The following is a 17,788-nucleotide window of genomic DNA, read 5'->3' as shown; positions in this document are numbered from 1 at the left end:
CCCTTCATGTCACTTACACGTCGCCGGCTTTTAGCCGGCTCGGCGGGGCTTTTTGCCGCCAGCATCGCCGCCCGGTGGCTGCCCGTTTTCGCTTATGCGCCACCGGCTGAGGCCATTAGCGTGCCGGCGCACTTTATGACTCTCTCGCAGATGCTGACCGGCATGGCGCAGCCCGATCCGTTACTGGCCCGGCGTCTTTACAGCTGGCTGCATCAGCAATTTGACGATCCCGACGGGGATATACAGCGCCTGAGCGCCCTGCTCACCAGTCAGCCAGATCTTCAGGGAAACGCGCTGCTGACGGTTATCGCTCAGCAGTCATCCGCTCTGCGCGACCTCTACCAGGCGCTGATCTCCGGCTGGTATCTTGGCGTGGTGAACGTTGCTCAGCCTGAGTGTCTCGCCTTTGAAAATATCGTTAGCTACCGGCTGGTCAAAACGTCGCTGCTGCCGCCCAGCTATGCGCCAGGCGAACCCGACTTCTGGATCCATCCGCCGCATCAGGAGAACTCGCATGCCTGAGTCACTAAGCGCAGACGTCATTGTGATTGGCGCAGGGATTGCCGGTTCGCTCGCCGCCTTGAAAATGGCGCGGGCTGGCGTGTCGGTGCTGATGCTGGAATCCGGCCCGGAAATCAAGCGCGATGAAGCGGTGGAATATTTTCGCAATTCGCCGTTTAAAGGCGATTTTACCGAGCCCTATCCGCCGCAGCCCTGGGCACCGCAGCCGAAATTTATCCCTACTGATAACAACTATCTGATTCAGAAAGGCCCGGATCCCTATCGGGCGCAATATTTACGCGGCACCGGCGGCACAACCTGGCACTGGGCTGGCCAGGCTTTTCGCCTGTTGCCTAACGATATGCGCATCAACACGCTGTACGGCATCGGTCGCGACTGGCCGCTTAGCTATGCCCAGTTGGAGCCTTATTACTGCGAGGCGGAGTATCAAATGGGCGTATCCGGCGATAGCGATCTGGACTCGCCACGCTCGCGGCCTTATCCGCTGCCCGGCATTCCGCTGCCCTGGGGTTTTGAGCAGATCAAGCGACGCCTGGCCTCTTCGGGCTACGATGTGGGGATTGGCCCTCAGGCGCGCAACAGCCAGCCGTATGATGGTCGTCCAGCCTGCTGCGGTAACAACAACTGCATGCCAGTGTGCCCGATTGACGCGCAGTATCACGGCGGCATTTCTGCCCGGAAGGCTTTGGATGCTGGAGTAAAAATTATCGCTAACGCCGTGGTTTATCGTATTGAGGCGGACGATCGCGGCGTTATCCAGGCCGTTCATTTTCTGGATCGCAACAAAACCAGCCATCGCGTAACGGGCAAGCAGTTTGTTCTTACCGCTAACGGCATCGAAAGCCCCAAAATTTTGCTGCTTTCCACCAGCGAGCGATTTCCCCACGGGCTGGCTAACAGCTCGGGCATGGTAGGTCGCAACCTGATGGATCATCCGGGTTCTTCCGTTGAGTTCTATGCTGACGAACCGGTCTGGTTTGGTCGGGGTCCGATGCGGCCCGGCAGCATCAATAACATGCGAGACGGTGCTTTCAGGGCTGAACGTTCGGCGCTGCGGATCGATCTGGCGAATACCTCTCCGGTGCGTTATCTCACCGAACGTCTGGTGCGAAGCGGCTATTACGGCAAAGCGCTGAACGACAAACTGGCGTGGCAGGCCGCCCATTTTGTGCAGCTCAAATGCCTGCTGGAGATGCTGCCAGAACCGGAGAACCGCGTGGTGCTCAGCAAAACGGCAAAAGATGCCTGGGGCATTCCCAAACTGGAGGTTTATTACCGTTTTCCAGAGTATGTGCATCGGGGTTACGACCAGTCGGTGCAGGATTTCCAGCGCATCGTCAGCAAAATGGGCGGCACCGAAGCGATCTACAGCAAACGAGGTAGTTACGATAACAATCAGCATATTACCGGCACGATGATCATGGGCAGAGAGGCGCATAACTCCGTGGTAGATGCCGACTGTCGCACGCACGATCATCCCAACCTGTTTATTGCCGGAACGGGCATCATGCCTTCCGCCTCTACCGTGAACTCCACGCTGACCGGCACGGCGCTGGCGCTGCTGATGGCGGACCGCGTGCTGGCAAGCCTGGGAGTGAACGCATGAAAATGTTAATGCTGTTGCTCTGCGCACTGGCCGCAGGCTGCGGGTTACCGGTGTACGCTGACCAGACGCAAATCCAGCGGGGAAAATATCTGGCTACGGCGGCGGACTGCGCGGCCTGCCATACGGCGACCAACGGTAAACCTTTTGGCGGTGGCTTTGCAGTGAGTACGCCATTCGGGCAGATTTACGGCAGCAATATCTCTGCCGACCGGCAGTACGGCATTGGCAGCTGGAGCGAAGAAGAGTTTGTGGCGGCCGTGCGGGAAGGAACGGGTAAAGACGGCAAACAGCTTTATCCCGCCATGCCGTATGACTCATTCAGCCAAATGCGGCGTGAGGATGTACTGGCAATCCGCGCTTATTTGTTATCCCTGCCCGGCGTGCATGAACCTTCGCCAGAAACCCGGCTGCCGTTTCCTTTTAATCAGCGCTGGGGGCTACGTTTCTGGAAATGGCTGAACCTCGATCAGGGTGAGATCCACTCGGATCCCAGCCAGAGCGCAGAATGGAATAATGGCCGCTATCTGGTGGAAGCGCTGGCGCACTGCGGCACCTGCCATACACCGCGCAATCTGACTAAAGGCATGGATCGCGATCGGCCGCTGGCGGGCGGCGATCTTGGCGGCTGGATCGCCTGGAATATCACGCCTGACCAGCATGCCGGCATTGGCAGCTGGAGTGAAAACCAGCTGGTCGACTACATGAAAACCGGTTTCGTCGCCGGTCAGGATAGCGCTTCAGGGCCGATGGCCGAAGCGATAGAGCACAGCCTGCAATATCTTCCTGAGCAGGATCTGCGTGATATTGTGCGCTACCTGCGTACCGTTAAGCCCGCCAGCGACAGCACCCAGAGCAAGCCTCGCAACCAGTGGGGTGAAGCGGGTTCGCTGGCCACGCTGCGGGGAACGAAACAGGCCGATGCTGGCGCCATCGTTTTTGCCGGAAGCTGCGCCAGCTGCCATGGCGCGGAGGGCGGCGGCTCCGGCCAGGGTTTTAGCGCTTACCCGTCGCTTTACAGCCATACAACGACCGGCGCCAGCGACAGCCGCAATCTGGTTTCTGTGGTGCTGAACGGCGTTCATCGTCGAATGGCTGAGGGCGAAATCTTTATGCCGCCTTTTGCGCCTGAACTGAGCGATCGGCAGGTGGCCGACGTCAGTAATTACGTGAGCCGTCAGTTCGGCAACCCTTCTGCCGCCAGCGTGACCGCGAAACAGGTCGCTGAATTGCGCAAGGCCGCGAAGCTGGCTTCGCCGCCGGTTTATGGTCAGGGTGAGAGTGCGATGCGTTAAACATTGCCGGGTTGAAGTGATTGATTTACCCTCAATGGCTGTTGAATTTTTATTCGTTCGGCGTATTATGTAGATATGTACCTACATAACAAGGAGACGGCGATGACCATCACCACTCTCTCCAGCCGCACCTTTAATCAGCAAGTCTCGCAGGCGAAGAAACTGGCTGAAAGCGGGCCAGTCTATATTACGGATCGCGGTGAGCCAGCCCATGTGTTGCTCACCTTTGCCGACTACAAAAAGCTAACCGGTTCACGACGTAATATTCAGGACGCGCTGGCGATGCCGGGCGTGGCTGAACTTGATTTTGAACCAGAACGTGGAAACATCGGATTCAGGGACGTGGATTTTTCATGAGATATTTGCTCGACACCAATGTGATATCTGAATTACGTAAGGCAAGGACGCCGAAGATGGACGTCCATGTTGCTCAGTGGACAGAGACGGTAGAAGCGGGAGACATGTTTGTCTCTGCCATCACCCTGATGGAAATAGAGAAAGGCATTCTCCAGGTCTCACGCCGGGACAGCTCTCAAGGCAACATGCTGCGCAACTGGTTTGAATCGGCCGTATTGCGGGAGTTTGCTGGTCGCGTCCTGCCTTTCGATACTGAAACGGCCTTGTACTGCGCAAGCCTCCATGTGCCGGATCATCGTTCAGCCAACGATGCGATGATCGCCGCAACGGCTTACCGTCACGGGATGATCGTGGTGACGCGCAACACGCAGGATTTCGAAGGTCTGGGCGTAAAGGTGCTCAATCCGTGGGGCTGGATCCAGTAGCGATTCACGCATCACGGAAGAATTCCTGGCGCTGCATCACACTCCCGCATTCACAACTTTCCGCCCGCCTTTTTCACCGCTACAGTGAAACTCATCCGACCACTTATTCGCGGGCTGCTATGGGCGTTTCTCTGTTTTCTCCCCTCGATCTGGGTTTCACCCAGCTGAAAAATCGCGTGCTGATGGGCTCGATGCATACCGGGCTGGAAGAACACGCTGATGGCGCACGTCGCCTTGCAGCCTTCTACGCCGAACGCGCCGCTGCGGGCGTGGCGCTGATTGTCACCGGCGGCATTGCGCCTTCACCGGAAGGTGTGGTGATGGCGGGTGCTTCCGTGTTGAATTGTCGGGCGCAGCTGGAACCTCATCGCCAGGTCACCGATGCCGTGCATCAGGCAGGCGGCAAAATTGCCATGCAGATCCTCCACGCAGGCCGCTACAGCTACCAGCCTTCGCTGGTTGCGCCCTCCCCGCTTCAGGCTCCAATCAATCCGTTTACGCCTAATGTTTTAAACCATGAAGATATTCTGGCGCTGATCGCTGATTTCGCCCGCTGCGCCACGCTGGCGAGGGAGGCGGGCTATGACGGCGTGGAAATTATGGGTTCCGAAGGTTATCTGATAAATCAGTTTCTCGCCGCCAGAACCAATCACCGCAGCGATCAATGGGGTGGAGACGAAGTGCGCCGGATGCGCTTTGCCGTTGAGATCGTTCGGGCAGTACGGGAAGCGGTGGGCCGCAAATTTATTATTATTTACCGGCTTTCGATGCTGGATCTGGTTGAACAGGGCAATACGCTGCCGCAAACGTTGCGGCTGGCACTGGCTATTGAGCAGGCGGGCGTCACGCTGATCAATACCGGTATTGGCTGGCATGAAGCCCGTATCCCGACCATCGCCACTTCGGTGCCGCGTGGCGCTTTTGGCTGGGTGACAAAGCAGCTCAAAGCGCATTTACATGTTCCGTTAATTACCACCAACCGTATCAATCATCCTGACGTGGCGCAGGCTCTGCTCGATGATGGCTGCGCCGATATGATTTCGATGGCGCGGCCTTTTCTGGCCGATGCGCAGTTTGTGCAAAAAGCGCAGACTGGTCGTAGCGATGAGATCAATACCTGCATCGGCTGTAATCAGGCCTGCCTCGACCAGATATTTGCTGGCAAGATCACCTCTTGCCTGGTCAATCCCCGCGCCTGCCATGAAACAGAAATCGTCATGACGCCAGCCCGGCCAAAAAACATCGCGGTGGTTGGGGCCGGGCCTGCCGGACTGGCCTTTGCCGTCAACGCGGCCGCGCGTGGTCATCAGATTACGCTGTTCGATCGCGCGTCTGTGATCGGCGGGCAATTCAATCTGGCGCGCCAGATCCCCGGCAAAGAAGAGTTTAGTGAGACGCTGCGCTACTTTTCGCGTCAGCTGGCAATCCACAACGTGGTGCTGCATTTGAACCAGACGGTAAGCGCTGCCGATCTGGCTGAATTTGACGACGTGGTGCTGGCGACGGGTGTCTTACCACGCACGCCGGAGATTACCGGCATCGATCATCCCAGCGTGCTCAGCTATCTCGATATTTTGCGTGATAAAAAACCGGTCGGCCAGCGCGTGGCCATTATCGGCGCGGGCGGGATTGGTTTTGATGTCGCCGAGTATCTCAGCCAGCATGGTGAATCCACCAGCCTGAACATCGCTGCCTTCTGCCAGGAATGGGGCATCGATCAAACCTTACAACAGCCTGGCGGCCTGGTGCCGCCTGAACCGCCCAAACCCGTGCGTCAGATCTGGCTGCTCCAGCGCAAGCCCGGCAAACCGGGTGCCGGACTGGGAAAAACCACTGGCTGGATCCATCGTGCCAGTCTGCAAATGCGCCAGGTGCAGATGTGGGGCGGCGTGCAATACCTGAAGATCGACGATCGGGGACTGCATATTTGGCGCGAAGGCCAGCCTGCGGTACTGAAAGTGGATAACGTAGTCATTTGCGCAGGTCAGGAGCCGAATCGCCAACTGGCGGCAGCGCTAACCGCTAACGGAAAAAGGGTGCATATAATTGGCGGTGCCGACGTGGCGCAGGAGTTGGATGCCCGTCGGGCGATAGCACAAGGTACACGGCTGGCACTGACGATATAACGGTAGCTCGGTGGCAATGGTAGACTGCTTTCAGCCGACCGCTGAATAAAGGAAACACGCATGCTGACCTGGACTTCCTCCCTGCTCTCCGCCCCCGACTGGCTCGATCATCGCTTCCTGCCCGCCGGTGAGCAGCCGCCGGAAACAAGCATTTATAATCATCAGCGCCACAGCGCCCGCGTGCTGCTGGACAGTGAAGCCCTGCCGGTAAAAAGCCAGCAGGCCGATGGACTGATCGCCAGCGGCACCCGTCCCGTGGCGGTTTACACCGCCGACTGCCTGCCGGTGCTGATTGCCGATACGCGCACGCAACAGGTGGCTGCTGTACATGCCGGGCTGAACGGCGCGCTCGGCGGCGTGTTGATCAACGCCATTCACCGTTTGTACAGCCGTGGCGCTACGCCAGACAGCCTGCTGATCGCTATCGGCCCGTCAATTGGCTGCTGCTGTTACGAGTTGGGCGAAGATCGTCTCGCTGAGATTCGTCAGCAAAATCCTGCCAATGTGACGCCACTGCTGGCCTGCTCAACCCAGCAGAGCGTCAATCCACAGGCCGTCCGGCCCCAGGCGATCGCTACCACGCAGGGAATATGGTTTGATTTGCCGCTGCTGGCAAAACGTATGGCGATACGGGAAGGCGTGCCGGAAGCGCAAATCGAACTGAGCGGCATCTGCACCTATTGCATGGCGGAAGAACAGGCGAGCTATCGCCGCAACAGCCATTTCAGGCATGGCTATCAGCAGCGATTTTCGTGGATAAAGCGGCGATAGGCGCCGCATCAGCAGGATGCGGCGGTAGAATCAGCGTAATTTGACTGAACGCAGGATGACAAATTTCTGGTTAGAGGCGACGGTGGTGCAGTTGCCAAACAGCTTCTTCATTTTACGATAGTAATCCAGATGGCGGTTGCCGACGATGCGCAGCTCGCCACCGTATTGCAGGCAGCGACGCGCATCGCGGAACATCTGCCAGGCAATGTGATCGGTCAGGGTGTTCTGCTGGTGGAACGGCGGGTTACAAAGTACCGCATGCAGGCGATCGGACGGGAAGCCCGCCAGCGAGTTGTTAACCGCAAAGTGGCTGCGATCAACATCCTGCGGACGGTTTACCTCTACGTTCATCCGGCTGCTGGCAACGGCCATCCAGGATTCATCAATAAAGTGCACCTCGGCGGCAGGGTTCTGTTCCAGCGCCAGCAGGCCGATGATGCCGTTGCCGCAGCCCAGGTCGACGATTTCGCCTTCAATGTTTTCCGGCAGATTATCCATAAAGAAACGCGCACCGACGTCCAGGCCACTACGGGCAAACACGTTGGCATGGTTATGAATGTGATAATCGGTACCGTCCAGCGGCCATGAGAAGGTCTCAGGCGCATCAGCCAGTTCAGGCAGCGCCGGCGTACAGTAAATCAGACGGGCTTTTTTCACTGCCAGCGAGGTGGTGGTTTTGCCGAGTACGCGCTCAAACAGTTGCAGCGTGGAAGTATGAATATCCTTCGCTTTGCCAGCGGCAATAACCTGTGTTTCCGGGGTGACAACAGCGCGCAGCGCACGCAGCTGTTGTTCCAGCAGCGCCAGCGTCTTAGGGATCTTGATCAGCACGCGAGCAGGCGCAACAGGCAGCGGTGCGAGGCTGTCGATGAAGTGTACGTCGCCTTCGTCCATGCCGTTATTCATCAGGTTCTGCCGCGTCGCCTGCTGGCTGATCCACGAGTCGCTGATGCTGTAGAGATCTTCTCCCACCAGCGCGCAGGCCAACGCGCCGAAGGTGTCATTAAAAATTAACGTCGGCCCGTTGGCTGGCGTATCGGCAATCTGTCTGAGCAGATATTCGTCGGCGGCATCCCACGCCTGCAACGGGCTTTCTTCGCGCATCTGGGGAAAACGATGCAGCGTCAGCGTGCGGTGGCTCAGTTCGAGTTGGCTCATGGGATCTCCGGCTTGGTAAAATTCCCGCGATTTATCCCCTAAAACGGCCCGACAGTAAACGTTTTTCTTACAACTGGCCGGTTGCCGCTATGTTAGTGCTAATCGGAATATTATGTTTAACGAAGAATTTCAGGAAGTTATTTGGGTATCGCCTGAGACCATGAAGAATATGGATTTAAATGAGGCGACTCGGGTCACCTTTATCCAAAAAGGATTCATTTAATATGCAATCCTCGATAAAAATTACGCATGATTCACCGCTGAATATTACGGATCGGCAGCAATGCGTTGCAGATAACGGCCGCCCACGGCAGCTTAATTCAGCGATGCCGTGGCTGCCATCACGCCGATTAAGCCGCTGCTGATTGCTGAATGACGGCGAGGATATCTTTCACGGTTTCGCCCAGCAGCTCGCCTTGCCGATAGCGTTGCAGAACCTCGTCATCGCCATTGATAACCGCCTGCGGCCTTTCAACAAAAGTGCCAAGCAGTTCAAAATCTGCATTGAGGATGGCGGTAAAAGGCACCGGTATTTTCTCCAGCTGCAGCGCCGCCATCAGGCTACGTTCAGCACGACTTTTGCTGATGATCGCCTGCTGGATTGTGGGCTGTAGCTCGCTGAGAAACTGCATGGCCGTAACGTTGCGCTGGCAGTCCGGGCACCAAAGCTCTGCGGCGGTAAGCAGATAATAATTACCCTGAACAGCCCGCACCTCTTCTTTCAGGGACTCGGGCAGTGATGCCAGTTTAGTGCGAGCCTCTTCCACCGCCTTGATTTCCCCAGCAAGGCCGGTGGTGGCGAATGCGTTAAAGCTCGCTCCCGCGCTGAACAACTCTTTAAAATTAATCATCATGATTCTCTCGTCTGGGCGCTCTGCCGGAATAGCTGACAGTATGCGAAAAGGCACCCATGCTTGCAATCAGATACCCGCACCACGGCGCTTAAGCGGGAAGACGGATGAAGGTTAGCCGATCGCCTCATGCGCATGGTAAAATTCCGGTTTTGCTGCCGGTAATCGGCGCAACGCAATGTAAGGGCCGTCCGTGTCTTTTTTGTATTTACAGGGTTATCCGGAGTCACTGCTCTCTCAGGTGCAGCAGCTGATCGATCAGCAGCGGCTGGGTGAAGTGCTGCAAAAGCGTTATCCCGACAGCCACAACATTACCAGCGATAAAGCGCTATATGACTATGCGCTGGACTTGAAGAACCAGTGCCTGCGCAACGCGCCGCCGCTGAATAAAGTGATTTACGACAGCAAAATCAAAGTGATGAAGCACGCGCTGGGTCTGCATACCGCGATTTCCCGCGTGCAGGGCGGCAAGCTGAAGGCGAAAGCAGAAATTCGCGTGGCGACCATCTTTAAGCAAGCGCCAGAAGCGTTTTTACGAATGATCGTGGTACATGAACTGGCGCATATTAAAGAGAAAGATCATAACAAAGCCTTTTATCAGCTCTGCTGCCATATGGAACCGCAATATCATCAGCTGGAGTTCGATACGCGTCTGTGGCTAACCGAGCAGGCATTGCGCGGTAAAGAAGCCTGACATATCACAGAAAATCCTTCGCTTTCTGAATCAGGCTGGTTTTGGTCAGTGCCCCCAGATATTTCCGCTCGTGAGGATTGTTCAGTACCGGCAGCCGCTCCAGCGTGCCGCGGGCGAAGGCTTCCCAGCCTTCCGTAATCGTCTGATTAGCAAAAATAGTGGGAAAAGCAGCATCCGTCACGCAGCTGACCGGCGAATCCAGGGTGATCTCTTTATCCAGCACTTTGCGCGAGATATCGTGGATAGAAGCCGCGCCTAAAAACTGGCCTGTTTCGCTAATGACATAGACAAAGCGTTCACGCTTTAGCGAGCTGACCGCCAGCGCTTTACCGACAGAGTCGTCCGGCATCAGCGCGGCACCGGAGACGATAAACTGCGAAATAATGCCGTTATCAAAATCGAATTTAGCATCGGAGCGGCTGAAGTGATTTTTGATTACCGGATAGGTGCTGCTGGATTGCAGGCGGTAAACCGTCATCGAAGCCAGTACGCAGGCAATCATTGTTGGAAACAGCAGGCTGCTGTTCAGCGTCATTTCCAGCACCATCAGCATCGCCATTAGCGGCGCCTGACTCACCGAGGCCAGCACCGCGCCCATGCCTACCGCAGCAAAAATAACCGCGTTGCCCACCGGGAATCCCGCATGGCTGGCGAGCGTTGCCACCAGCACGCCCAGCACCGCGCCAATCAGCAACGAAGGCGTAAACAGGCCGCCGACCGCATTGGAGCCAACGGAAACGGCTGTCGCTATCATCTTCAAGGCCAGCAAGATCAACAGCCCTTTCAGGACGAAGCCACCGGCCATGATTTCCACAATCACTTCGTAACCGTTGCCCAGCACGTTAGTCGTTGCAATAGCCAGTATGCCCACCAGCACGCCGCCCACCCCCAGCCGCAGCGGCAGACTTTTAAGCCTGGCAAAACGTTTTCGGCTCTGGGCAATCAGCCAAATCATCGTCCAACCAATCAAACCAGCCAGCAGGCCAATCACCACTGTCAGTGCAATCGTGCCCGGCGTTAGCTCAAACTGCGCATGCGAAAACGGATAAATAGCCGAACGGTAGCCCAGCGTCCACATGGTCAATACCGCAACGCCCGAGGAGATAATGAGCGGGATCAGCCGTTGCAGAGCCGAGATGCCAAACGCGATCTCCGCGACGAAAATCGCTGACGCCAGCGGTGCATGATAGACCGATGAAAGGCCAGCCGCCGCGGCCATTGCCACAACATCGGTGTTCTTCAGCGGCAGATTTTTGAAGCACAGCCGCCCCATCAGGCTGCCGCACAGCGCGGAAAGCTGCACCATTGGCCCTTCACGCCCAATGGAAGCGCCGCTGCTGATGCTGGCAATTGAGGAGAGCGCGCGGAATAACGAGGTTTTGGTTGGCACCGCATCCAGTCGGGCGTTGATCACTTCCAGATAATCGGTGCGCACCGTCTCTTTTTGCTCAATCGCGGTAGCATAGCGCAGAAAGAAGCCGGCAATCAGCCCACCGATACCGACAATGAGCGGCCAGAAGTACCACGGATAAACGCCGATCGCCTGAGTCACATCCTGTCGAGTGCCAAACACCAGTGAGTTAATCAGTTCAATGACCCGCCGGAATCCCAGCGTTACCAGCGAAGCGGCAAAACCGGTCGGGATCGCGACCAGAATGCTGGTCCAGTTGAGTGCATGTTTACTGCCACTATTCATTGTGTTCGTTTACCCCGGAAACGGCCTGTCTGTGCTTAGCGTGCGAGAAGATACGTTAAAAATCAAATAGTCAGTGCATCGTTTTTTTTAGCATTGCCCCTCTCATCTCACATGCTACTCTGATATTTCATGCCGTGAGTCAGAACGGCCTTCGTTTTAGCTATTCTTAGCCTGTGGAACCCACAATGATTCGCTTCGCTGTCGTAGGAACTAACTGGATTACCCGCCAGTTTGTCGATGCCGCACATGAAACTGGCAAAATGAAATTGACGGCTGTCTATTCGCGTACGCTGGAACAGGCTCAGGCCTTCAGCAGTGATTATCCGGTAGCGCATCTTTTTACTTCGCTGGAGCAGCTGGCGCAGTCTGACGATGTCGATGCGGTTTACATCGCCAGCCCTAACGCGCTGCATTGCCAGCAGACGCTGCTGTTTTTACAGCATCAGAAGCATGTGATTTGCGAAAAACCGCTGGCATCGAACAGCCGGGAAGTTGAAGCGATGATTGCCTGCGCGCGCGACAATCAACAGGTTCTGTTTGAAGCCTTTAAAACCGCCAGTCTGCCTAATTTTTTGATCCTACAGCAGTCGCTGCCAAAAGTGGGAAAATTGCGTAAGGTTGTCTTTAACTACTGCCAGTATTCTTCCCGCTATTCACGCTATCTGGCCGGCGAAAATCCCAATACGTTTAACCCTGCCTGGTCGAATGGCTCCATTATGGACATCGGCTTTTATTGTCTGGCCACGGCGATCGCCCTCTGGGGCGAACCGTATGCCGTTAGCGCGACAGCATCGTTGCTCGCCAGCGGCGTTGACGGGCACGGTACAGTCGTCATGGACTACGGCGATTTCGACGTCACGCTGCTTCATTCAAAAATCAGTCAGTCAGAAATTCCGAGTGAAATTCAGGGCGAAGAAGGCTCGCTGGTTATTGAGCAGATTGCCGAGTGTCAGGGTATTCGCTTTGTGCCACGTGGCGCAAAACCGCAGGATCTGAGCCAGCCACAGCATATCAATCCGCTGCTGTATGAGGCAGAAGCTTTTGTCCGGCTGGTGGAAAACAATGAGGTGAATCATCCTGGCCTCACCACCAGCCGCTCGACGGCAAAACTGCTGACGGAGATCCGTCACCAGACCGGCGTGGTTTTCCCGGCAGATGAGTTACCTCATCCCGTAGTGTAAATATTTCTAAATATGACTGAACAGCATTGACCCGCTTCCCTGTTGCGCTTATCTTCAGCGCAGCAAAGGGGAGTAACTTCATTGCCGGTTAGTCGTCATTACGGTGCGTCAGCACCCGGTTACCGGGCAGCCAGGATCCCATCCTGTGTTGTAAGTGAGACCTTGCCGGGAGGCGAGGTTTGCATACAGCAACAATACTGTGGCTAACGTCTTCCAACGTTGGCCATTTTATTTTGTACAGGATACCGTTATGAATAGTGTCGGCACGCCGTTACTCTGGGGCAGCTTCGCTGTTGTCGTACTGATTATGCTGGCGATCGATCTGCTTTTGCAGGGTCGTCGTGGTGCGCAAACCATGTCTCTTAAACAGGCCGCCTTCTGGTCGCTGGTCTGGATTTCCCTCTCGCTTCTGTTTGCTGCGGGTCTGTGGTGGTATCTGCAAGGTACTGTCGGGCCGGAAGTAGCCCATACCCAAACGCTGGCCTTCCTTACGGGTTACGTGCTGGAAAAAGCGCTGGCCGTTGATAACGTGTTCGTCTGGCTGATGCTGTTCAGCTACTTCTCCGTTCCGGCGGCGCTACAGCGGCGCGTGCTGATCTACGGCGTGCTCGGTGCCATTGTCCTGCGTACTATCATGATCTTTGCCGGAAGCTGGCTGGTTTCCGAGTTCAGCTGGATCCTTTATCTGTTCGGCGCGTTCCTGCTGTTCACCGGCGTCAAAATGGCGATGGCGGGCGAAGAAGGCGAAGGGGCCGTTGGCGAGAAACCCGTGGTGCGCTGGCTGCGTAAGCATCTGCGCATGACCGACACGCTGGACGGTGAGAAATTCTTTGTTCGCCGCAATGGTCTGCTGTATGCCACGCCGCTGATGCTGGTGCTGATCATGGTCGAACTGAGCGATGTGATTTTCGCCGTCGACAGTATTCCGGCTATTTTTGCCGTCACCACCGATCCTTTTATCGTACTGACCTCGAACCTGTTCGCTATTCTGGGCCTGCGTGCGATGTACTTCCTGCTGGCTAACGTGGCCGAACGTTTCTCTATGCTGAAATATGGCCTGGCCGTGGTGCTGGTGTTTATCGGCTTCAAAATGCTGATTGTCGATTTCTATCATATTCCGGTTGCGATTTCGTTAAGCGTCGTCGGTGGCATTCTGGCGTTGACGCTGCTGATTAACGCATGGGTGAACCATCGTAACGACCAGCGTAAAGGCCATTAATAAGTTTTTTACTGCATTACAACCTTAACCCCGGTAACGGCGCAGTTAGCCGTTATCGGGCATTTTTCGCTTCCCCTGACATCACATTTCCTTATACTGCCTGCGCAAACACGGAAATGCCGCTATGTTCAGCGCAGTCGACGCTGACGCGCATTCACATCACTTTCACATCTGGTTTTATATGAGTATGGAAAAGAGTCGTTCCGGGCTGTTCCAGCGCCTGATGCAGGCAGGTCTGGTTACCCAAATTATGATTGGCCTTATTGCTGGCGTTGCGCTGGCCTGGTTTTCAAAAGAAAGCGCGTTGTCTGTCGGCCTGCTCGGTACGCTATTTGTTAGCGCCCTGAAAGCCGTCGCGCCTCTGCTGGTATTGGTGCTGGTGATTGCTTCTATCGCTAACCACCAGCACGGACAAAAAACCAATATCCGTCCTATCGTCATTCTTTATCTGCTGAGCACTTTCTTTGCTGCAATCGTCGCCGTCGTCTTTAGCCATCTTTTGCCACAAACGCTAACGCTGACCGCTGCCAACAACGAGATCGCGCCGCCGTCAGGCATTTTGGCCGTGCTGAACGGACTGCTGATGAGTATGGTTTCTAATCCGATTGATGCGCTGATGCATGCCAACTATATCGGCATTCTGGTGTGGGCAATTGGTCTGGGTTTTGCTTTTCGACACAGCAGTGACACGACGCGTGCTTTCCTGAACGATGCCTCTAATGCAGTCACTTATCTGGTACGGATTGTGATCCGCTTCGCACCGATTGGTATCTTCGGCCTGGTCTCCTCGATTCTGGCCTCAACTGGCTTTTCCGCGCTGTGGCAATATGCCCATCTGCTCGGCCTGCTGCTGGGTTGTATGCTGCTGATGGCGCTGGTCGTTAACCCGATTTTAGTGTACTGGAAAATTCGCCGTAATCCTTATCCGCTGGTGTTTACCTGCCTGCGCGAAAGTGGCGTAACCGCCTTTTTCACCCGTAGCTCTGCCGCAAATATTCCGGTTAACATGGCGCTGGCGAAGAAGCTGGGTCTGGATGAAGATACCTATTCCGTATCGATTCCGATTGGCGCCAACATCAGTATGGCGGGCGCGTCGATCACCATCACCGTGCTAACGCTGGCGGCAGTCAATACGCTGGGCATTCACGTCGATACCGGCACGGCGATTTTGCTGAGCCTCGTGGCTTCTGTCTGCGCCTGTGGCGCTTCCGGCGTAGCTGGCGGTTCACTGCTGCTGATCCCGGTTGCCTGTAATATGTTTGGCATTCCTAACGAAGTCGCCATGCAGGTGGTTGCCGTTGGCTTTATCATCGGCGTGTTGCAGGATTCCGCGGAAACCGCGCTGAACTCCTCAGCAGATATTTTGTTTACCGCCGCGGCCTGTATGGCCGAAGAACGTCAGGTAGAACAAGAAGCGTAGGTGGCCTGTATGGCCAGGGAGCTGGCGTGGGAAACCCAGGCCTTCCATAAAGACGCAAAAGGCGGCCCTCTGTCGGCCGCCGACCATCGCCCGTAACGCTTTATTACAGGCTCATGCCCCCACGCCATCGTGGAGACGCTATGTTTACTGAAAATCCGCTTTGGACAGCCAATCTCCGCCAAATGCCTTAAAATAACCCTTTCTGCTGCACGCGGGCACCATTGTCGCCGCCACAATACTGGCAATTATGTCAGCCTGTGTAAAACTTCTTTGCACACTCATGTTGCGCCTGTAAAACATCCCAGGCATCGGGTTTCCCCTGTCTCATTTGACAGCGTTTTGTTACAGTTAAGCGCTTTTTGGCCGCTTTACTGTATGACTACCACAGGCCATTACTGCAAATCCTTTAAAGTTGCCCGTGTTAAGACACTGTTCCGAACGCATACTAACGATAAAAAATGTGAAGAACGCCGCCAGAACATGGCTAACAATGATGTTCAGGAACACTCAATGGATATTTTAAAAGAATTAGTCCACGCCCTCTGGCATCAGGACTATGAATTGCTGGCTAATCCTTCACTGGTCTGGGCAATTTACTGCGTTCTGTTTGTGATTCTGTTTCTGGAAAACGGCCTGCTTCCGGCCGCTTTTCTGCCAGGCGACAGCCTGCTAATCCTGGTTGGCGTGCTGATTGCCAAAGGCACAATGACGTTCCCCCTTGCCTTACTTATTCTTACCGTCGCTGCCAGCCTTGGCAGCTGGATCGGCTATATACAGGGACGCTGGCTGGGGAATACGCCTACCGTCCAAAAATGGCTGTCACACCTGCCCGCACAGTATCATCAGCGCGCGCATCAGTTATTCCACCGTCACGGCCTTTCCGCACTGTTGATGGGGCGTTTCATTGCGTTTGTCAGAACGCTATTACCAACGATTGCTGGCCTGTCCGGTTTGAATAATGCCCGCTTCCAGTTTTTCAACTGGATGAGTGCGCTATTATGGGTGCTCATTCTCACCGTGCTCGGCTTTGGCCTTGGCAAAACCCCCCTTTTTCGTAAATATGAAGATCAGCTGATGTTCTGTCTGATGCTGCTGCCGCTGGTGCTGCTGGTCTTCGGGCTGTTTGGTTCACTGTACGTTTTATGGAAAAAAAAGCGTAGTATTAACAATGAGAAAGGAAACTCATAATGTGGAATGTGATTAAACACTACGCCTCACCCCGGCTGATCGGTATAGGGGTTTTAGGGATATTTGCCCTTATAGTGGTGACGGTGCTGCCGGCTTTATTTCGTAGCGAAACCGCTTTACAGATACGTGCATCACGTCAGGGCACCGTGTTACCCGATGGTTTTTATGTTTATCAGCGGCTGAACGCCGAAGGGATTCATATCAAAAGCATCACCCCGGATAATAACTCGCTGATCATCAAATTTGATTCGCTGGAAGAGAGTACCGCCGCGGAAAAAGTGCTGCGCGAACTGCTTCCTGAAGGTTTTGATATCGCCCAGCTTGAGCAACCCTCTTCATCTGAATGGATAAGCCGTATCAGCCTGCATAAGCAGTCAGTAGGTTGATCCTCGCCTTTGCCCGTCGCTCAGTGCTACGGGCATCGCTATCTCTAAGAATCTTCTCTCTTTTTGAGCTTTTCAGGTTTTCTGACTATGCTTAATGAAGCCAGAATTAACCTCTATGCACAACAGGACTAACCGGGGCATTTGAGCGCCCCAAACAATGGAAGGTCAAAACCATCATGAAATACCGGATCCTGGGACTCAGCCTCTTAACCCTGACCACTTTCGCTCAGGCGGCCGAATCGCTTTGCCTGCAAAAAGAGCAGGATATACAGCATGAAATTGACCTGGCGCGCCAGCATGATAATCAGCGTCGTGTCACCGGACTGGAGCGTGCGTTAACGGAAGCACGTGCGGGCTGTACGGATGCAAAGCTGCGCGATAATCATCAGGTAAAGATTAAAGAGCATCAGCAGAAAGTGGATGAGCGGCAGAAAGAGCTGGATCAGGAAAAAGCTGACGGCGATGACAGTAAAAAAATTGCAAAGCGTGAACAAAAGCTGGCAGAAGCAAAACGTGAACTAAAGGAAGTCCTGGCAGCATCGTACTGATCGGCCCAGGATACTCATTACTGACTGTTAAAGGAGTTTATTATGTCAAAAGATACCACTTCCGAGCATCTGCGTGCAGAACTGAAAAACCTGGCTGATACGCTGGAAGAAGTTCTCAGCAACACCGGCGAAAAGTCTAAAAACGAGCTGGATAAACTGCGCAGCAAAGCTCAAAGCGCGCTGAAAGACACCCGCGCTCGTCTGGGTGACTCCGGCGACCGTATTGCGCAGACTTCACGTGAAGTCGCCGATCATGCTGACGTTTACGTGCGTGAAAATCCCTGGACCAGCGTAGGTATCGGTGCCGCCATTGGTGTGGTGCTCGGTGTCTTGCTGACGCGTCGATAA

The 17,788-nt window shown here is 55.0% G+C and carries 18 protein-coding genes and 1 pseudogene; 16 read left to right on the top strand and 3 right to left on the bottom strand.

The features are described 5' to 3' along the window. Window positions 1-6: 6 nt before the first annotated feature. From AAGQ96_RS02490 to AAGQ96_RS02460, 7 genes are all read left to right on the top strand, one after another. Complete coding sequence (locus AAGQ96_RS02490; RefSeq protein WP_342754742.1) at window positions 7-522, top strand: sugar dehydrogenase complex small subunit; 516 nt, start codon at window positions 7-9, stop codon at window positions 520-522. Then, entirely contained in the window at window positions 515-2,128 is a 1,614-nt protein-coding gene (locus AAGQ96_RS02485; RefSeq protein WP_342754741.1) for a GMC family oxidoreductase, read from the top strand. The genes AAGQ96_RS02490 and AAGQ96_RS02485 overlap by 8 nt, the downstream gene beginning before the upstream one ends. Then, window positions 2,125-3,420: a cytochrome c gene (locus AAGQ96_RS02480; protein WP_342754740.1), complete on the top strand. Its 1,296-nt coding sequence runs from the start codon at window positions 2,125-2,127 to the stop codon at window positions 3,418-3,420. The genes AAGQ96_RS02485 and AAGQ96_RS02480 overlap by 4 nt, the downstream gene beginning before the upstream one ends. Before the next feature lie 102 nt (window positions 3,421-3,522). After that, window positions 3,523-3,777 carry a type II toxin-antitoxin system Phd/YefM family antitoxin gene (locus AAGQ96_RS02475; protein WP_342754739.1) on the top strand — a complete coding sequence of 85 codons (255 nt, stop codon included), beginning with the start codon at window positions 3,523-3,525 and terminating at the stop codon, window positions 3,775-3,777. After that, window positions 3,774-4,202 carry a type II toxin-antitoxin system VapC family toxin gene (locus AAGQ96_RS02470; RefSeq protein ID WP_147194690.1) on the top strand — a complete coding sequence of 143 codons (429 nt, stop codon included), beginning with the start codon at window positions 3,774-3,776 and terminating at the stop codon, window positions 4,200-4,202. The genes AAGQ96_RS02475 and AAGQ96_RS02470 overlap by 4 nt, the downstream gene beginning before the upstream one ends. Window positions 4,203-4,321: 119 nt before the next feature. Continuing rightward, on the top strand, window positions 4,322-6,328 hold the full coding sequence (locus AAGQ96_RS02465) for an NADPH-dependent 2,4-dienoyl-CoA reductase (RefSeq protein WP_342754738.1): 2,007 nt from the start codon (window positions 4,322-4,324) through the stop codon (window positions 6,326-6,328). Between the two features lie 60 nt (window positions 6,329-6,388). Then, window positions 6,389-7,099, top strand: a complete 711-nt coding sequence (locus tag AAGQ96_RS02460; protein WP_342754737.1) for a polyphenol oxidase family protein — start codon at window positions 6,389-6,391, stop codon at window positions 7,097-7,099. 30 nt (window positions 7,100-7,129) lie between these two features. On the opposite strand, the gene rlmG is transcribed toward AAGQ96_RS02460, so the two are convergent. After that, the gene (gene rlmG / locus AAGQ96_RS02455; protein WP_342754736.1) at window positions 7,130-8,257 is read right to left on the bottom strand and encodes a 23S rRNA (guanine(1835)-N(2))-methyltransferase RlmG; all 1,128 of its coding nucleotides are present in this window, start codon (window positions 8,255-8,257) and stop codon (window positions 7,130-7,132) included. Window positions 8,258-8,348: 91 nt separating this feature from the next. Between rlmG and AAGQ96_RS02450 the strand changes: the two are divergent. Then, window positions 8,349-8,480, top strand: a pseudogene (locus tag AAGQ96_RS02450) (nucleoside triphosphatase NudI); the annotation flags it as partial. A gap of 127 nt (window positions 8,481-8,607) precedes the next feature. Here the strand turns inward: AAGQ96_RS02450 and AAGQ96_RS02445 are convergent. Next, window positions 8,608-9,111: a thioredoxin family protein gene (locus tag AAGQ96_RS02445; protein ID WP_147194677.1), complete on the bottom strand. Its 504-nt coding sequence runs from the start codon at window positions 9,109-9,111 to the stop codon at window positions 8,608-8,610. 190 nt (window positions 9,112-9,301) lie between these two features. Between AAGQ96_RS02445 and AAGQ96_RS02440 the strand changes: the two genes are divergently transcribed. Further along, the gene (locus AAGQ96_RS02440; RefSeq protein WP_147194674.1) at window positions 9,302-9,802 is read left to right on the top strand and encodes a M48 family metallopeptidase; all 501 of its coding nucleotides are present in this window, start codon (window positions 9,302-9,304) and stop codon (window positions 9,800-9,802) included. 4 nt (window positions 9,803-9,806) lie between these two features. On the opposite strand, the gene AAGQ96_RS02435 is transcribed toward AAGQ96_RS02440, so the two are convergent. Beyond that, the gene (locus AAGQ96_RS02435; RefSeq protein ID WP_342754735.1) at window positions 9,807-11,498 is read right to left on the bottom strand and encodes a chloride channel protein; all 1,692 of its coding nucleotides are present in this window, start codon (window positions 11,496-11,498) and stop codon (window positions 9,807-9,809) included. 185 nt (window positions 11,499-11,683) lie between these two features. Between AAGQ96_RS02435 and AAGQ96_RS02430 the strand changes: the two genes are divergently transcribed. From AAGQ96_RS02430 to AAGQ96_RS02400, 7 genes are all read left to right on the top strand, one after another. After that, window positions 11,684-12,679, top strand: coding sequence for a Gfo/Idh/MocA family oxidoreductase (locus AAGQ96_RS02430; protein WP_342754734.1), 996 nt, complete (start codon window positions 11,684-11,686; stop codon window positions 12,677-12,679). A gap of 250 nt (window positions 12,680-12,929) precedes the next feature. After that, entirely contained in the window at window positions 12,930-13,898 is a 969-nt protein-coding gene (locus tag AAGQ96_RS02425) for a TerC family protein (RefSeq protein ID WP_147194664.1), read from the top strand. 187 nt (window positions 13,899-14,085) lie between these two features. Next, window positions 14,086-15,318: a serine/threonine transporter SstT gene (gene sstT / locus AAGQ96_RS02420; RefSeq protein WP_342755512.1), complete on the top strand. Its 1,233-nt coding sequence runs from the start codon at window positions 14,086-14,088 to the stop codon at window positions 15,316-15,318. A 510-nt stretch (window positions 15,319-15,828) separates the two neighbouring features. Next, window positions 15,829-16,506 (top strand): DedA family protein, encoded by a 678-nt coding sequence (locus AAGQ96_RS02415; protein ID WP_342754733.1) that lies wholly within the window; start codon window positions 15,829-15,831, stop codon window positions 16,504-16,506. Beyond that, window positions 16,506-16,892, top strand: coding sequence for an EnvZ/OmpR regulon moderator MzrA (gene mzrA / locus AAGQ96_RS02410; protein ID WP_147194658.1), 387 nt, complete (start codon window positions 16,506-16,508; stop codon window positions 16,890-16,892). Before AAGQ96_RS02415 ends, mzrA begins: the two co-directional genes overlap by 1 nt. A 176-nt stretch (window positions 16,893-17,068) precedes the next feature. Further along, window positions 17,069-17,440: a DUF1090 domain-containing protein gene (locus AAGQ96_RS02405; RefSeq protein ID WP_342754732.1), complete on the top strand. Its 372-nt coding sequence runs from the start codon at window positions 17,069-17,071 to the stop codon at window positions 17,438-17,440. 42 nt (window positions 17,441-17,482) lie between these two features. After that, window positions 17,483-17,788 carry a YqjD family protein gene (locus tag AAGQ96_RS02400; RefSeq protein WP_147194652.1) on the top strand — a complete coding sequence of 102 codons (306 nt, stop codon included), beginning with the start codon at window positions 17,483-17,485 and terminating at the stop codon, window positions 17,786-17,788.

Origin of the sequence: Pantoea sp. MBD-2R (assembly GCF_039134845.1) — a bacterium.
Taxonomy (GTDB): Bacteria; Pseudomonadota; Gammaproteobacteria; order Enterobacterales; family Enterobacteriaceae; genus Erwinia.
This window is presented reverse-complemented; position numbering and strand designations above follow the sequence as displayed.

Excerpts from the sequence above, each read along its gene's own strand:
- sstT (WP_342755512.1), top strand. The coding sequence starts at position 14,086 with ATGGAAAAGAGTCGTTCCGGGCTGTTCCAGCGCCTGATGCAGGCAGGT.
- AAGQ96_RS02400 (WP_147194652.1), top strand. The coding sequence starts at position 17,483 with ATGTCAAAAGATACCACTTCCGAGCATCTGCGTGCAGAACTGAAAAAC.
- AAGQ96_RS02470 (WP_147194690.1), top strand. The coding sequence starts at position 3,774 with ATGAGATATTTGCTCGACACCAATGTGATATCTGAATTACGTAAGGCA.
- AAGQ96_RS02480 (WP_342754740.1), top strand. The coding sequence starts at position 2,125 with ATGAAAATGTTAATGCTGTTGCTCTGCGCACTGGCCGCAGGCTGCGGG.
- AAGQ96_RS02425 (WP_147194664.1), top strand. The coding sequence starts at position 12,930 with ATGAATAGTGTCGGCACGCCGTTACTCTGGGGCAGCTTCGCTGTTGTC.
- AAGQ96_RS02435 (WP_342754735.1), bottom strand. The coding sequence starts at position 11,498 with ATGAATAGTGGCAGTAAACATGCACTCAACTGGACCAGCATTCTGGTC.
- rlmG (WP_342754736.1), bottom strand. The coding sequence starts at position 8,257 with ATGAGCCAACTCGAACTGAGCCACCGCACGCTGACGCTGCATCGTTTT.
- AAGQ96_RS02490 (WP_342754742.1), top strand. The coding sequence starts at position 7 with ATGTCACTTACACGTCGCCGGCTTTTAGCCGGCTCGGCGGGGCTTTTT.
- AAGQ96_RS02485 (WP_342754741.1), top strand. The coding sequence starts at position 515 with ATGCCTGAGTCACTAAGCGCAGACGTCATTGTGATTGGCGCAGGGATT.
- mzrA (WP_147194658.1), top strand. The coding sequence starts at position 16,506 with ATGTGGAATGTGATTAAACACTACGCCTCACCCCGGCTGATCGGTATA.
- AAGQ96_RS02415 (WP_342754733.1), top strand. The coding sequence starts at position 15,829 with ATGGATATTTTAAAAGAATTAGTCCACGCCCTCTGGCATCAGGACTAT.
- AAGQ96_RS02475 (WP_342754739.1), top strand. The coding sequence starts at position 3,523 with ATGACCATCACCACTCTCTCCAGCCGCACCTTTAATCAGCAAGTCTCG.
- AAGQ96_RS02430 (WP_342754734.1), top strand. The coding sequence starts at position 11,684 with ATGATTCGCTTCGCTGTCGTAGGAACTAACTGGATTACCCGCCAGTTT.
- AAGQ96_RS02460 (WP_342754737.1), top strand. The coding sequence starts at position 6,389 with ATGCTGACCTGGACTTCCTCCCTGCTCTCCGCCCCCGACTGGCTCGAT.
- AAGQ96_RS02445 (WP_147194677.1), bottom strand. The coding sequence starts at position 9,111 with ATGATGATTAATTTTAAAGAGTTGTTCAGCGCGGGAGCGAGCTTTAAC.
- AAGQ96_RS02465 (WP_342754738.1), top strand. The coding sequence starts at position 4,322 with ATGGGCGTTTCTCTGTTTTCTCCCCTCGATCTGGGTTTCACCCAGCTG.
- AAGQ96_RS02405 (WP_342754732.1), top strand. The coding sequence starts at position 17,069 with ATGAAATACCGGATCCTGGGACTCAGCCTCTTAACCCTGACCACTTTC.